This window comes from Actinoalloteichus fjordicus, assembly GCF_001941625.1.
GTDB lineage: Bacteria > Actinomycetota > Actinomycetes > Mycobacteriales > Pseudonocardiaceae > Actinoalloteichus_A > Actinoalloteichus_A fjordicus.
In genome coordinates this window covers 7,072,029-7,085,596 of sequence record NZ_CP016076.1, presented here as the reverse complement: position 1 = coordinate 7,085,596, position 13,568 = coordinate 7,072,029, and the positions used below count along the sequence as shown (strand labels likewise).

The 13,568-nt window shown below is 69.4% G+C and carries 13 protein-coding genes; 8 read left to right on the top strand and 5 right to left on the bottom strand.

Annotation, left to right across the window (positions count from 1 at the left end; genetic code table 11):
- Positions 1 to 438 precede the first annotated feature (438 nt).
- The 6 genes from UA74_RS30320 (at position 439) to rbsD (ending at position 6,449) form a co-directional block, all read left to right on the top strand.
- Positions 439 to 1,497, top strand: a complete 1,059-nt coding sequence (locus UA74_RS30320; protein ID WP_232237569.1) for a LacI family DNA-binding transcriptional regulator — start codon at positions 439 to 441, stop codon at positions 1,495 to 1,497.
- On the top strand, positions 1,494 to 3,029 hold the full coding sequence (locus UA74_RS30315; protein WP_157434528.1) for a sugar ABC transporter ATP-binding protein: 1,536 nt from the start codon (positions 1,494 to 1,496) through the stop codon (positions 3,027 to 3,029). The genes UA74_RS30320 and UA74_RS30315 overlap by 4 nt, the downstream gene beginning before the upstream one ends.
- A complete protein-coding gene (locus UA74_RS31315) occupies positions 3,026 to 4,009 on the top strand; it encodes an ABC transporter permease (RefSeq protein WP_083683856.1) in 984 nt (327 codons plus the stop codon). The genes UA74_RS30315 and UA74_RS31315 overlap by 4 nt, the downstream gene beginning before the upstream one ends.
- Before the next feature lie 61 nt (positions 4,010 to 4,070).
- On the top strand, positions 4,071 to 5,021 hold the full coding sequence (locus UA74_RS31310) for a substrate-binding domain-containing protein (RefSeq protein WP_083683855.1): 951 nt from the start codon (positions 4,071 to 4,073) through the stop codon (positions 5,019 to 5,021).
- 7 nt (positions 5,022 to 5,028) lie between these two features.
- Positions 5,029 to 6,063 (top strand): ribokinase, encoded by a 1,035-nt coding sequence (locus UA74_RS33905; protein ID WP_075765892.1) that lies wholly within the window; start codon positions 5,029 to 5,031, stop codon positions 6,061 to 6,063.
- Positions 6,060 to 6,449 (top strand): D-ribose pyranase, encoded by a 390-nt coding sequence (gene rbsD / locus UA74_RS30300; protein ID WP_075743210.1) that lies wholly within the window; start codon positions 6,060 to 6,062, stop codon positions 6,447 to 6,449. Before UA74_RS33905 ends, rbsD begins: the two co-directional genes overlap by 4 nt.
- Before the next feature lie 2 nt (positions 6,450 to 6,451).
- Here the strand turns inward: rbsD and UA74_RS34090 are convergent, their stop codons facing one another.
- A complete protein-coding gene (locus UA74_RS34090; protein WP_257787492.1) occupies positions 6,452 to 6,583 on the bottom strand; it encodes a hypothetical protein in 132 nt (43 codons plus the stop codon).
- Between UA74_RS34090 and UA74_RS30295 the strand changes: the two genes are divergently transcribed.
- Positions 6,582 to 8,282, top strand: coding sequence for a putative PEP-binding protein (locus UA74_RS30295; RefSeq protein WP_083683853.1), 1,701 nt, complete (start codon positions 6,582 to 6,584; stop codon positions 8,280 to 8,282). The genes UA74_RS34090 and UA74_RS30295 overlap by 2 nt on opposite strands.
- Here the strand turns inward: UA74_RS30295 and UA74_RS30290 are convergent.
- The 3 genes from UA74_RS30290 to macS all read right to left on the bottom strand — a co-directional run bounded on the left by UA74_RS30290 (position 8,279) and on the right by macS (position 10,762).
- Entirely contained in the window at positions 8,279 to 8,842 is a 564-nt protein-coding gene (locus UA74_RS30290) for a DUF1707 SHOCT-like domain-containing protein (protein WP_198042885.1), read from the bottom strand. The genes UA74_RS30295 and UA74_RS30290 overlap by 4 nt on opposite strands.
- 67 nt (positions 8,843 to 8,909) lie before the next feature.
- Positions 8,910 to 9,566 carry a response regulator gene (locus UA74_RS30285; RefSeq protein ID WP_075743208.1) on the bottom strand — a complete coding sequence of 219 codons (657 nt, stop codon included), beginning with the start codon at positions 9,564 to 9,566 and terminating at the stop codon, positions 8,910 to 8,912.
- The gene (gene macS / locus UA74_RS30280; protein ID WP_075765890.1) at positions 9,563 to 10,762 is read right to left on the bottom strand and encodes a MacS family sensor histidine kinase; all 1,200 of its coding nucleotides are present in this window, start codon (positions 10,760 to 10,762) and stop codon (positions 9,563 to 9,565) included. The genes UA74_RS30285 and macS overlap by 4 nt, the downstream gene beginning before the upstream one ends.
- 211 nt (positions 10,763 to 10,973) lie before the next feature.
- Between macS and UA74_RS30275 the strand changes: the two genes are divergently transcribed.
- Positions 10,974 to 12,170 (top strand): GGDEF domain-containing protein, encoded by a 1,197-nt coding sequence (locus UA74_RS30275; RefSeq protein ID WP_075743206.1) that lies wholly within the window; start codon positions 10,974 to 10,976, stop codon positions 12,168 to 12,170.
- A gap of 106 nt (positions 12,171 to 12,276) precedes the next feature.
- Here UA74_RS30275 and UA74_RS30270 read toward each other — a convergent pair whose 3' ends face one another.
- A complete protein-coding gene (locus UA74_RS30270) occupies positions 12,277 to 13,494 on the bottom strand; it encodes an AI-2E family transporter (RefSeq protein ID WP_083683851.1) in 1,218 nt (405 codons plus the stop codon).
- Positions 13,495 to 13,568: the final 74 nt, after the last annotated feature.

Below are 13,568 nucleotides of genomic sequence, written 5' to 3'. Positions count from 1 at the left end.
GGGGGGCTCCACGACCGGCACCGCCGACCAGGCCTGCTCGCCCGAGGGCGAGAAGTGCACCGGTCGAAGGAACCGACGCGGCGAACGGTCGTCCGGATCCCTTCTATTGCAAACAACTTCGTTGATCGGGCGAGTTCTGTGTCACGGCGATGCAACCACTCGTCGGGGAGATCACGTCTGCGCGTTTCCGCTCACGCAGAGATCATCGAGGATGCCGGTCCCGGCCGGTCCCGAAGATCGACTCGGCTAGCGTTGTCGATCAACGCTGTGATCGAACTTCGGATGACGGATTGGTCTTCGCCCGGTAAACGTCCCGATACTTGACCGATCAAGCATCCGGAAGGGCTTGTGTATTCGATTAACCATCCCCTGTAATCGTTACCAGGGCGACGGAGCCATGACACACCGTGCGGACGTCTCGACCCGACAGTTGATCTCTTGAGTTCGTTGGCGACGTGGAACGGGGAGTGCGCGGTGGCCACCATGAAGGACGTGGCGCAGGCGGCGGGCGTGTCCACCGCCACCGTGTCGCGCGTCCTCAACGGGCATCCCGCCCCCACCGAGCAGACCCGTGAGCGGGTCCTCGCCGCGATCGACGCGCTCGGCTACCGGCCCAACACCCTGGCCCGTTCTCTGCGGCTGCACACGACCCACACCCTCGGACTGGTCATCTCCGACCTGACCAATCCGTTCTTCGCCGAGGTCGCCCGCGCCGTCGAGAACGAGGCCAGGGAACACGACTACTCCGTCATCGTCGGCAACGCCAACGAGAGCGTCGAGCAGCAGCGGCGATACGTCCACACCCTGCTCGACCGGCAGGTGGACGGCCTGCTGGTGTGCCCGGCGACCGACGAGGGCAGCTGGCTGGGCGAGGCGGCGGAGACCGGAGTCCCGCTGGTGCTCCTCGACCGACGGATAGCGGGCTCGGTCAAGGTCCCCGTGGTGCGCGTCGACGGCACGGCGGCGTTGGAGTGCCTTGCCGCGCACCTGGTCGAGTTAGGGCACCGCCGCATCGGCGTGATCGCAGGCCCCGCCGAGGCCAGCACCGGCCGGGAACGGCTGGATGCGTTCGCCGCGGCGCTGGGCTCCCGAGGCGCACCGCTCGCCGAGCGGATGGTCGTCTACGGCGACTTCCAACAGCAGAGCGGCGCCACTGCGGCCCGGACCCTGATGTCCGGAGCGAACCGGCCGACGGCGCTGGTGGCGATGGACAACCTGATGGGACTCGGTGCGCTGGAACAGCTTCGCGCCATGGGCTTCTCGGTGCCCGGTGACGTCGGGCTGGCCGTGTACGACGATCTGCCCTGGTTCTCGCTGCTCGAACCGGCGATCACCGCCATCGCCCAGCCCACCGACGACCTCGGGCGTGCGGCGGTTCGAGCCCTGCTCGACCTCATCGGGCAGGGCAACGCGGAGAACGTGGTGCTGAACGCGGAACTGGTCATCCGCAGTTCCTGCGGAGAACGGGCCGAATCCGGCCGAGGAGAAGGTGTATGACCTCGCACGACCCCATGCAGCACCCGGCAGGCCGAGTCCTGCTCGAAGTGCGCGACATCAGCAAGCGGTTCACCGGAGCGCTGGCGCTGGACCAGGTGAGCCTCCAGGTGCGTGCCGGTGAGGTGCACGTCCTGCTCGGTGAGAACGGCGCGGGCAAGAGCACCCTCGTCAAGGTCCTCGGCGGAGTGCACAGCCCGGATCGCGGCCAGATCCTCGTCGACGGCAGACCGGCGACGATCCGTTCGCCTCGACAGGCGCGCCAGCACGGCATCGCCGTCATCCACCAGGAGTTGACCCTGGTGCCCCGGCTCTCGGTCGCGGAGAACCTCTTCCTCGGCCGGGCGCCGCGACGGCTGGGTATGGTCGATCGAGCCAGGATGCTGCGGGAGGCGGTCCCGCTTCTCGACCGGGTCGGCCTGCGGGTCGATCCCAGCGCTCCGGTCGACTCCTTGGGCATCGCCCAGCAGCAGATGGTGGAGATCGCCAGGGCGCTGGACGAGGACGCGACGGTGCTGGTGCTCGACGAGCCGACCTCGGCGCTCACCGGGACCGAGACCGATCGGTTGTTGGAGATCATGGACGACCTGCGGGAACAGCAGGTCGGACTGGTCTTCATCACCCATCACCTCGACGAGATCCAGCGCATCGCGGATCGGATCACGGTGCTGCGGGACGGACGAGGCGCGGGCATTCTGCCCGGCCGCGCCTCGATCGACGAGATGGTGCGCACCATGGTCGGCCGTGACATCGACGACCAGTTCCCGAGGCATCGCACCAGGACGGGCGAGCCGCTGTTGCGCGTGTCCGGACTGACCCGTAAGGGCGTCTTCTCCGACATCGGCTTCGAGGTCCGCGCGGGCGAGGTGGTCGGCATCTCCGGCCTCGTCGGCTCCGGTCGCACCGAGGTGGTGCGGGCCGTGTTCGGCGCCGACCCCTACGACTCGGGAACGGTCGAGGTCGCGGGCCGCGTCGTGCGCGGCGGCGACATCTCCGCCGCGATGCGCGCGGGGATCGGCCTGGTCCCGGAGGATCGCAAGGGACAAGGGCTGGTGCTGAACTCCTCGGTCGGGGAGAACATGGGCCTGGTGACGCTGCGGTCCGCCACATCCGGCGGACTCGTGGATCGCCGAGGCCAGGCGCGCCGGGCGGCGGAGATGGCAGGCAGGCTGCGCGTCAAGCACTCCGACGCGGGCCAGACCATCCGCGAGCTCTCCGGCGGCAACCAGCAGAAGGTCGCCATCGGCAAATGGCTGCTGGCCGACCCCAAGGTGCTGATGCTCGACGAGCCGACCAGGGGAATCGACGTCGGCGCCAAGGTCGAGATCTACGAACTCATCAATCAGCTCACCGAGTCTGGCCATGCGGTCCTGCTGGTCTCCAGCGAACTGCCCGAGGTCATCGGCATGAGTGACCGGATTCTCGTGATGGCGCATGGACGCATCACGGGCGAGCTGTCCACCGACGGCGTCACCCAGGAACAGGTGATGGCGCTCGCGGTGGCGGCCAGGGAAGAGGAGGACCTGGCGTCATGACCAGTGTCGAGAAGACCGGACGCCGTTCCCGAGGCGGTTTCGACATGAACAAGCTGCTCGGGGAGAACGGCGCCCTGCTGGGCCTCATCGTGCTCTCCGTGGCGCTGTGGATCATGGTGCCGAGCTTCGGCTCGCCGCAGAATCTCCTCAACATCGGCGTGCAGGCCGCCGTCGTCGCCGTGATGGCCTTCGGCGTCACGTTCGTGATCATCTCCGGCGGCATCGACCTGTCGGTGGGCAGCGTCGCGGCGCTGTCCGCGATGGTCGGAGCCTGGTCGGCCGCCGATCTCGGGCTGCCCGGCGGACTCGCCCTGATCGTGGGCCTGCTCACCGGCGTCGCGGCCGGACTCGTCAACGGGCTGATGGTGAGCTTCGGCAAGCTGCCCGCCTTCATCGCCACCCTCGCCATGCTGAGCATCGCCAGGGGCTTGACGCTGGTCGTCTCGCAGGGGAGGCCCGCCGCCACGCCGGACGAGATCAGCTTCTTCGGATCGACCATCGAAGCGGGGCCGATCCAGCTTCCGATGCCGGTCCTCATCCTGGTCGGGATGTTCCTCGTGACGGGGTTCATCCTCACCCGCACCTACTCGGGCCGGGCGATGTACGCGATCGGCGGCAACGAGGAGGCCGCGCGACTGTCCGGGATCAGCGTGCGCAACCAGAAGCTGGTGGTCTACGCCCTGTCCGGTCTGTTCGCGGCGATGGCGGGCATGATGCTCGCCGGCCGCCTGTCCTCGGCAGGCCCGCAGGCCGCCGTGGGATACGAACTCGATGCGATCGCCGCGGTCGTCATCGGCGGGGCTTCGCTGTCCGGCGGGATCGGACGGGCCACCGGGACTCTGGTGGGCTCGCTGGTGCTGGCCGTCCTGCGCAACGGCCTGAACCAGCTGCAGGTCTCGCCGTTCTGGCAGCAGGTCGTGATCGGTGTCGTGATCGCGCTGGCAGTACTGGTGGACACCGTCCGCAGACGCGGCAAGTGAGTCGTCCCGGCTCGTGCCGGGCGGGGAACTCGGGGCGACCCGAGGAAGGAGAGAAGTACAGATGCGAGGGGTATACAGGACGGGCACGACCGTCCTCGCCGTCGCCGCTCTCGGGTTCGCCGCAGGTTGCGGCAGCGCCGACGAGACCAACGGCGGAGGCGGCAACGGCGACGCGGAGTTCACCATCGGACTGTCGGTCTCCACGTTGAACAACCCGTTCTTCGTCGACATTCAGGACGGCGCACAGGAGGCGGCTGCCGAACTCGGCGTCGACCTCATCGTGCAGGACGCCCAGAACGACCCGGCGACCCAGATCAACCACGTCGACACCTTCGTCACTCAGGGCGTCGACCTGATCATCATCAACGCGGTCGACTCCGACCAGGCGACTCCGGCCGCCGCCGCAGCAGCCAACGCGAACATTCCGGTGATCGCGCTCGACCGGTCGATCACTGACGCCGAGGTGGCGCAGGAGATCGTCTCCGACAACGTCCAGGGCGGCGAGCTGGCTGCGGATGCGCTGGTGGAGGCGGGCGTCGACGGCGACGTCGTCGTGATCCAGGGCATCCCCGGCTCCTCGGCCAGCCGGGACCGCGGCGAGGGCTTCGGCAACGGCGTCGAGGCGAACTCCGCGCTGAATGTCGTCGCCGAGCAGCCCGCGAACTTCGACCGGACCGAGGGCATGGATGTGATGGAGAACATCCTGCAGTCCAACGGCGACATCGCGGGCGTGTTCGCGGAGAACGACGAGATGGCACTGGGCGCGATCCGGGCGCTCGGCGACCGGGCGGGCGAGGACGTGCTCGTCTTCGGCTTCGACGGCACGCCGGACGGGCTCGACGCGATCGTCTCCGGGACGCTGGCGGGCACCATCGCCCAGCAGCCGGAGGAGATGGGCCGTCAGGCGGTGGAGCAGGCCCTCGAGCTGCTCGACGGCGGCGAGATCGAGCCCGTCATCCAGGTCGAGGTTCAGGCGGTCACGCCGCAGAACGTCGAGCAGTACACCTCCTGATCCGGTGATGAACAGGCGAGCAGACGTGGTGGTGGTCGGGTCGGCCAACGCCGATCTCGTGGTCACGGTCGCCCGGCGACCCTCGGCGGGCGAGACGGTGCTGGGTGACGACGTGACCACGATCCCCGGTGGTAAGGGCGCGAATCAGGCGGTGGCGGCAGGCAGGCTCGGCGCTTCGGTCGCCCTGCTGGGTGCCGTCGGTGCCGATCAGTACGGCGAGCTTCTTCGCGAGTCGCTGCGGTCGGCGAACGTTGACACCGGCCTGCTGCGCACGGCGGATCGTCCCACCGGGAACGCCTTCATCACGCTGACGCCCGACGGCGAGAACACCATCGTGGTCTCGCCGGGGGCGAACGCCTCGGTGCTGCCCGCCGATGTGGCGGCGGCCTCTTCTGAGGTCGCCGCCGCCAAGGTGGTCGTCCTGTCGTTGGAGATCCCGCTGGAGACGGTGCGTCATGCCGTCGAGGCGGCCTCCTCGGCGGGAGTCCGGGTGTTGCTGAACCTCTCGCCGGTCGCCTCGCTCGACGAGGAGACGCTGGGCCGCCTCGATCCGCTGGTGGTGAACGAGCACGAGGCGGCGTGGCTGCTCACCGCGCGGGACTCGGCGCAGGAGGACTCAGCGCAGGACTCGGCGCAGGAGGACTCAGCGCAGGACTCGGCGCAGGAGGACTCAGCGCAGGACTCGGCGCAGGAGGACTCAGCGCGGGAGGTCTCGGCGCAGGACTCCGCTGACGCCGCGCGCTACGTGGAGATCGCACGCAGGCTGCGGGCGCTCGGCCCGCGCTCGGTGGTGGTCACGTTGGGCGCCAAGGGAGCGGTGACCTCCGACGAGAACGGAACGACGGTGATCGCCGCACCCGAGGTGCGGGCGGTGGACAGCACCGGCGCCGGTGACGCCTTCGCCGGTGCCCTCGCGGTGGGACTGGCGGCGGACCGGCCGCTGGCGGACGCGGCTGCCTTCGCGGCACGGGTCGCGGCGACCGCCGTGACGAGAGTGGGCGCGCAGCCCTCGTATCCGACGTCGAATGAGGTGATCTCGTGAAGCGAGACGGCATTCTTCATGCCGGACTGAGCGGAGCGCTCGCCCGGCTCGGACACACCGATCGGGTCGTGGTGGCCGACTGTGGGCTGCCCATTCCCGACGGACCAGAACTGATCGACCTGGCCTTCCGTTTCGGTGTGCCGTCTTTCCTCGAGGTCGTGGACGGGCTGCTCGCCGAGGCGGTCTTCGAGAGCGCGCTGGTGGCAGGCGAGATGGACAGCGGGAATCCGATGATCGCCAAGGCGCTGATCGAGCGGCTGGGCGAGCCGGAACGAGTGCAGCACGAGGAGTTCAAGAGCCTGGTCGCGGACTCGCGTCTGGTGATCCGCACCGGCGAGGCGACGCCCTATGCGAACGTCATCCTTCGCTGTGGAGTCCCGTTCTGAACTCACCAGGACAGCCGAACGAACACGGTCGGCACGCCCATGCCGACCTCGCCCGCCGCAGCGGTCGGCACGCCGACCGTGTTCCTCGCAGTCGTGACGACCTGGTCGGTGCCCCAGTAGGGTCTCAAGACCATGGCGGTCACGGGTCTGCAAGGGGTAGGGGTCAGCGCCGGGCGAGCGGCCGGGCCGATGGTGCGGGTGGCCGATCCGCTGCCGCCGCCGGAGTCCGGCCCCGCCCCTGCTGATCCTGCCGAGGAGGCCGCCCGGATCCGCCCCGTCGCCGAGGCGGTGGCGGCCGAGCTGTCCGCCCGCGCAGGCCGGGCCGACGGCGAGCCGAGAGCGGTGCTGGAGACCACGGCGGCCATGGCCGCCGACCCGGCGCTCATCGCCTCGGCGGAGACACTGGTCGTGCAGCGCGGGCTGCCCGCCCCTCGTGCGGTGTACGAGGCGGCAGGCACGTTCGCCGACGACCTGCGTGCGCTGGGCGGCTATCTCGGCGAGCGGGCGCGCGACGTGCTCGACGTCCGAGATCGGCTGGTGGCCGAGCTGTCCGGGGTGCGGCCGCCCGGCGTGCCCGTCCTCGAGGCGCCCGGCGTGCTGGTGGCCCGCGACCTGGCCCCGGCCGACACCGCAGACCTCGATCCCGCGCTGGTCTTGGCGCTGGTCACCGAGGAGGGCGGCCCCACCAGCCACACCGCGATCCTGGCCAGGGCACTGCGCATCCCCGCCGTCGTCGGCTGCCGGGGCGCCCTGGAACTCGCCGAGCCGGTCGGACTGATCGTCGACGGCGACACGGGTCTGGTCCAGGTGCAGACCGGCGAGATCTCGGTGCAGGCGGTCGATCGGGCGGCAGAGCCGTCCTGGACCGGACCGGGGCACACCTCGGACGGCGATCCGATCCCGTTGCTGGCCAACGTCGGCTCCGTGACGGATGCCGCCACTGCCGTCGCGGCAGGCGCGGAGGGCGTCGGCCTGTTCCGCACCGAGTTCTGCTACCTCGACGCGGAGACCGAGCCGACCGAGGCGGCCCAGCGAGCCGCCTACGCGGAGGTGCTGGCGGCGTTCGCAGGCCTGCCCGTGGTGGTCCGCACCCTCGATGCCGGATCGGACAAGCCACTGCCCTTCCTGTCGGGCTCCTCGGCCGAGCCGAACCCGGCTCTCGGCGTGCGCGGCCTGCGGATCGGCCGCGAGGAGGTCGGCGTGCTCGATCGGCAGCTCGCGGCCATCGCGGGCGCCCAGGCCGACTCCGGGGCGTCGGTCTCGGTCATGGCGCCGATGGTGGCCACCGCCGAGGAGGCCGACTGGTTCGCGACGCGGGCGCGGGCGGCGGGCCTGAATCGCGTCGGCGTCATGATCGAGGTTCCTGCCGCGGTGCTGACCGCACAGGAGGTCTTCGGTTCGGTCGACTTCGTCAGCGTGGGGACCAACGATCTGGCGCAGTACGTCTTCGCGGCGGATCGGATGCTGGGCTCGCTGGCCGGGCTCAACGATCCGTGGCAGCCCGCCCTGCTGCGGCTGCTCGCCCTGTTGGGGCGGGCCGCGCGGGAGACCGGCACCCCGGTGGGCGTCTGCGGCGAGGCGGCAGGCGATCCGCTGCTTGCTGCGGTGTTGGTGGGGCTGGGCGCCACCAGCCTCTCCATGGCGGCAGGGTCGTTGGCCTCGGTCGGCAATCGACTGGCGTCGATCAGCAGGGCGCACTGCATCGCGGCAGGGCAGGCGGCGCTCCTCGGGACTGATCCGGCCTCGGTCCGGGCTGCCGTCGTCGAGTCGATCAGCGCAGCGTTCGACGGCGCGCCGAGGCACGAGGGGGATCGGCCCGCGGCAGAGCGCTAACGTCGGGAGTTGCGGACCCGGATGGAACTGGCCTTGGCCGTCCCGTCGAGCCGCAGCCGCCGTTCCGGCTCCGCGCTCGGTGATCGCGTCTGATCCCGGAAGAAGCCGAAGCGGTTGTCGAGATCGATCGACTCGACCAGCGTCGTCCGCGACACGGTGATCTCCACATTGGACCCTTTGACGTCGAACTCGATCTCGACGGTCCGCGAGGCGAACTCGGCCTCGCTGAAGTCCAGCCGGACGTCGCCCGCGAGCGCGTCGATGCAGATCGCCGAGGGCACGGCCCACGGGCCGTTGCGCACGAGGCTGGAGCGAGAGACCTTCAGATGCAGCGGTCGACGAGCAGGCAGCGGGGTGACGACCAGCCCGGGCAGGTCGATCAGAAGGACGTTCAGCTCTTCCCTGGTCCGGGAGGCCAGGGCCTGATCGGTACGTTCGCTGAACTCGTCGAGGTCGATGAGGCCGAGCCCGATCGCCTTCTGCAGCAGTCCGATGACATGCTCACGTTCTGCGTGGGACACACGGAGACGCCGTGGCGGTACCGGATCTGCGGCTGTCACGACGTCCACGGTAAGACATCCCGGCCGTCGATGAGAGCGATTCGACGCCTTTCCACCCCGACGCCCGTCAGTCGTCGTCGAGGCCGTGTTCGATGGCGTATCTGGTCAGCTCCACGCGATTGTGCAACTGGAGTTTTCGCAGCGTGGACTGGACATGGTTCTCGACGGTCCGATGCGAGAGCGACAGCCGAGTGGCGATCATCCGTGCCGACAGACCCTTCGCGACCAGCCGGAGCACCTCGGTCTCCCGCTCGGTGATCCTCGGGGTGTCGGCCGCTCCCTCGGACACCGACGCCATCCGCCGGAACTCTCCGAGCACCAGGCCTGCCAGGCCTGCGGTGAACACCGCATCGCCTGCCGCGGTCTGCCGCACCGCGTCCACCAGTTCCGTCACCGACGCCGACTTCAACAGGTAGCCGGAGGCGCCCGCCTTCACCGCCTCCAGGACGTCGGCGTGTGCGCCGCTGGCGGAGAGCACCAGCACGCGGGTTCGCGGCAGCGCGGCACCGAGCCCGATGATCGCCTGTACTCCGGAGACCTCGCCCAGATGGAGGTCCATCAACACGACGTCGGGACGCACCGTCGAGGCGATGCGCACTGCGCTCTCGGCATCCGATGCGGTCGCCACCACGGAATAGCCGCGTTCGGACAGATCGCGGGCCACACCGTCCCGCCAGATCGGGTGGTCGTCGACGACCATCACCGAGATGGCTGGCTCATTCATCGCCGTCGTCTCCTTTCTCGCTCGACCGTTCTGGGCACGCGTGCCTCCCATTCGGTACCTGCGCCGGGCGCCGTCTCCAGGGTGAGGGTGCCACCGAGGGCAGTCACGCGGGCCCGCATCGACAGACACACCCCCATTCGGCCTGCGGCCTCGGCCTCCGCGAGCCTGCCCGCCGGAATGCCGTCGCCGTCATCGCGCACGCTGAGGATCACGGCGTCGCCGAGGTCTTCCAGCAGGACCCATGCCGAGGCCGACGGGCCGGCATGTTCGTCCACATTGGCCAAAGCCTCCTTTGCCACCGCCAGCAGTTCGATCGCCATCGCCGAGGGCAGCGGCACCGGGGTGGCGGGCACGGAGACCTCGACGCGGGACGTCGCGAGCAGTCGGAGGCCGACGCCGAGGTCGATCTCGTCGGACTCGGCGGGCTCCTGCGGCGCAGTGCTGACCAGGGTGCGCAGGGCGATCTCCTGTTCGCCCGCCATCCTGGCCAGCTCTGCCGCCTCACCACCCAGCTCCGCACCCCGTCTGCGGACCCGCGCCAACACCTGGAGCACGCTGTCGTGGACCATCCTGGCGAGCCGCTCCCGCTCCGTGGTCGCGGCGTCGAGGCGGACCGCCCTGCGAAGCTGTTCCTCGGAATGCCGTGCCGTGACGGCGACCAGCCCGAGGACCAGGCCGACGCCGATCAGCAGCACCGCGTCCCTGGCGAGGTCGACGTTGAGATAACCCCTGGGCAGGATGTTGGTCACCGAGGCGACGAATCCCGCGAGCACCCCCGCCACCGGGCCGCGCTGCACGGCGAGGACGATCACCGCTCCCGGCGCCCAGATCGTCGTCACCAGGGGGGTGGTCGAGACGTCGAGCTGGCTAGGGCTGAGCACGTATTCGGAGGCGAGCACCAGCACCTGGGTGAGGACGAGATCGCCGAGTACCAGGCCGTTCCCGCGCCTGGCGGGCTGGAGGTAGAGGACGGACGTGAGCGCGGTCCACGCCGTCATCACGAGGAGGACGGCCAGCCCCAGTTCCGGCCGACTGTATCGATCGATATTCACCAGCACCCCGACTGCAGCGAACAGCAGAGTGACGATCCGTAGGACGACAGCGCCTCTCCAGAGCGGAGTCGTCGTGTCTATTCGACTTCGGGTAACTGAATCGGGTGTATCTGATCGCTCCACGTATTCCTCCTCCGGTGCCATTGTTGTTCCGTTCGTGTTTGTGTCGACCCCCAGGTGGCGGTCTTCTGCTGTCTCGTCTGGTGTGTCAGGCTGACTTGAAGACCAGGGGGAGGGCCGACGGAGTGGGGAGCAGTCCGTCGGAGAGGGATTTCTGAGGTGATGTCGCTCTCGGCAGAGCGCCGCCTCGGACGGTTTCGCGTCGGCCCTCAACCCGTACACGCGGGGAGGCAGCGTGCGGCAGTGGTCCTTGTGGACGCTCCCTCTGAGTGCCCTGTGCTACTGGCTGGTCATCGATGCGGCGGCCCTGACCACCTCGGCCGTCGTGGTCATCAACGCGGAACCACCGTTTGATCTGGACATCGCGCGATTCGCGGGCATCGCCGTCACGGCCACCGCCGTCATCGTCGGAACCTCGGTCTTCATCCACCTGTCTCGAGACACCAAGCGAAACCCGTGGTCGGTGCACGCGTGCTATCTGGTCGCCGGGATCATGGTGCTGCCGCCGAATCTGCTGATCCTGCTGCTGCTCGGACCGGCTCTCTACGGCGTGATCGGTGCGAGGATGCAGCCGCATCGCTGGGTCTTCACCACGGCGGGCACCGTGCTGGCCACGCTCGCCGCGCGGCTGATCCTCGGCTGGGAGACGCCGAGCTGGCATCCCGCCATGCTGCTGGCGGCAGGCGCCGTGCTCGTGCTGGCCAGAGCCGCGATCATCGCGCTGGGCCTGCGGCTGCGCAGACCGAAGGCGACGGGCTCGGAGATCCTCGGCGATCCGATCGACGTCACCCTGGGCATCGTCGCCGTCAGCGTGGGCGTGCTGATGGCCCGGGTCGTCGTCGATGAGCCGGTGATGGCGCTGCTGGCGGGAGCGCCGATGGTGCTGCTCGAACAGGTCGGGCACCTGCCGCAGTGGCGGCGTTCCGCACAGCGCGACGCCAAGACCGGGCTGGCCAACTCGATGCACTGGGACCGGCTCGCCGTCGACGAGCTGCGTCGCGCCGAGAGCAGGAAGAACCCGACCGCCGTGCTCCTGCTGGACCTCGATCACTTCAAACGGGTCAACGACGATCTCGGGCACCTGGCCGGGGACTCGGTGCTGGCCGCCGTCGCGCTCCTGCTGCGTACCAACATCCGACGCGGCGATCTCGTCGGCCGATTCGGTGGCGAGGAGTTCGTGATCCTGCTCCCCGCCACCGGCTCCTCGGAGGCCGAGGCCATCGCGCAGCGCGTCCGTCGCTCCGTCGCCGCCCTCCGGGTGCCGCTGACGACGGCGGACGGCAGCCCGCACGAACTCGTCGGTCTGACGGTGAGCATCGGCGTCGCGACCACGCAGCGCTTCGGCTATGAGCTGCCGGATCTGCTGGCCGCAGCGGACTCCGCGCTGCTGGCGGCCAAGGGGTCCGGCCGCAACCTCGTCACCATGGCCTGACCGGGGCCGACGGCGGCTCGACGAGCGCGGGTTCGGCGCCCAGCCGGGGATCCCGACGGTGTTCGGCGGGCCGGGACGGCCGGACCCCGCCGAACACGATCATTGGTCAGCCCTCGTCCGGCTCGACGTTCTTGGGCTGCCTGCGTCGGGCGCCGGGCTTGCGGATCTTGGGCAGCACGGCGCGTGCCTTGCCCGGATTCAGCCGGTTCAGTTTGGGCAGGCTGAGCCGAGGACGCTGCGGCTCCTCCTCCGGTTCGTTCGCCGCGTCCTGCCGCAGCGACTTGACGGCGGCGTTGAGCACGGCGAGCAGCGGCACCACCAGCAGTGCGCCCGCGATGCCCGCCTGCACGACGCCGACGGCGATGGCGAGGACCACCGCGAGGGGATGCAGCCGGACGGCCCTGCCGAGCAGGAGCGGCTGAAGCACGTGGCCTTCGAGCTGCTGCACCAGCAGGACGACCAGCAGCACCAACAGCGCGGTCACCGGGTTCACCGTCACCAGTGCGACCAGCACGGCAACCGAACCGGAGAGCACGGCGCCGATGATCGGCACGAAGGCGGCGAGGAACACCAGCGCCGCCAGCGGGATCGCCAGCGGGACGTCGAGGATCAACAGGCCGATGCCGATGCCCAGCGCGTCGACGACGGCGACCAGCGCGGTCGCCCGCACGTAGCCGACCAGCGTGCGGAACGAACGGGTGCCCGCCGTGTGCACGCGGGTGCGGACGTTCGCGGGCACGATCTTGACCAGGAAGGACCAGATCTTCTCACCGTCGTAGAGGAAGAAGATCAGGGTGAACAGCGTCAGCAGGATGCCTGCCAGCAGCTCGCCCACGGTGGCCGCGGTCGACAGCGCACCGGAGGTGATGATCTCCTGGTTCTCCTGAAGCATGTCGATGAACCCGGCCAGGAACTGGTCGATCTGATCCTGTTCCAGGCTGAGCGGTCCGTTGATCAGCCAGTTGCGGATCGTCTCCACGCTCGTCGTCAGCCGGACGACCATCTCGGGGAGGCCGTTGGTGAAGGCGCTGATCACGAATGTCAGCACGCCTGCCACGATCGCGAGACCCGCGATCAGCACGAAACCCGCCGCCAAGCCCCGGGGCACTCCTGACTTGGTCAGTCGATTGACTGCGGGCGCCATTAACGCGGAGAGCAGCAGTGCCACCGCGATCGGGATCACGACCACTCTGGTCGCCACCACGATCAACGTCAACACCCACAGTGCTGCCGCGATGATGAGCAGTCGCCAACACACCGCACTGGCAACCTGCAGACCGCGTGGTACCGACGAATCCACCGGATCTTGGCTGGTCTGCTTCATCTCAGTCACATACTTACGGTAGCTCGCCGATCCGGGCGTCCCGCACGGATCGGCATCTCGCCGCGATGGGGGCT

Excerpts from the sequence above, each read along its gene's own strand:
- UA74_RS30270 (WP_083683851.1), bottom strand. The coding sequence starts at position 13,494 with ATGAAGCAGACCAGCCAAGATCCGGTGGATTCGTCGGTACCACGCGGT.
- UA74_RS33905 (WP_075765892.1), top strand. The coding sequence starts at position 5,029 with ATGAACAGGCGAGCAGACGTGGTGGTGGTCGGGTCGGCCAACGCCGAT.
- UA74_RS31310 (WP_083683855.1), top strand. The coding sequence starts at position 4,071 with ATGCGAGGGGTATACAGGACGGGCACGACCGTCCTCGCCGTCGCCGCT.
- macS (WP_075765890.1), bottom strand. The coding sequence starts at position 10,762 with ATGGCACCGGAGGAGGAATACGTGGAGCGATCAGATACACCCGATTCA.
- UA74_RS34090 (WP_257787492.1), bottom strand. The coding sequence starts at position 6,583 with ATGGTCTTGAGACCCTACTGGGGCACCGACCAGGTCGTCACGACTGCG.
- UA74_RS31315 (WP_083683856.1), top strand. The coding sequence starts at position 3,026 with ATGACCAGTGTCGAGAAGACCGGACGCCGTTCCCGAGGCGGTTTCGAC.
- UA74_RS30315 (WP_157434528.1), top strand. The coding sequence starts at position 1,494 with ATGACCTCGCACGACCCCATGCAGCACCCGGCAGGCCGAGTCCTGCTC.
- UA74_RS30285 (WP_075743208.1), bottom strand. The coding sequence starts at position 9,566 with ATGAATGAGCCAGCCATCTCGGTGATGGTCGTCGACGACCACCCGATC.
- UA74_RS30295 (WP_083683853.1), top strand. The coding sequence starts at position 6,582 with ATGGCGGTCACGGGTCTGCAAGGGGTAGGGGTCAGCGCCGGGCGAGCG.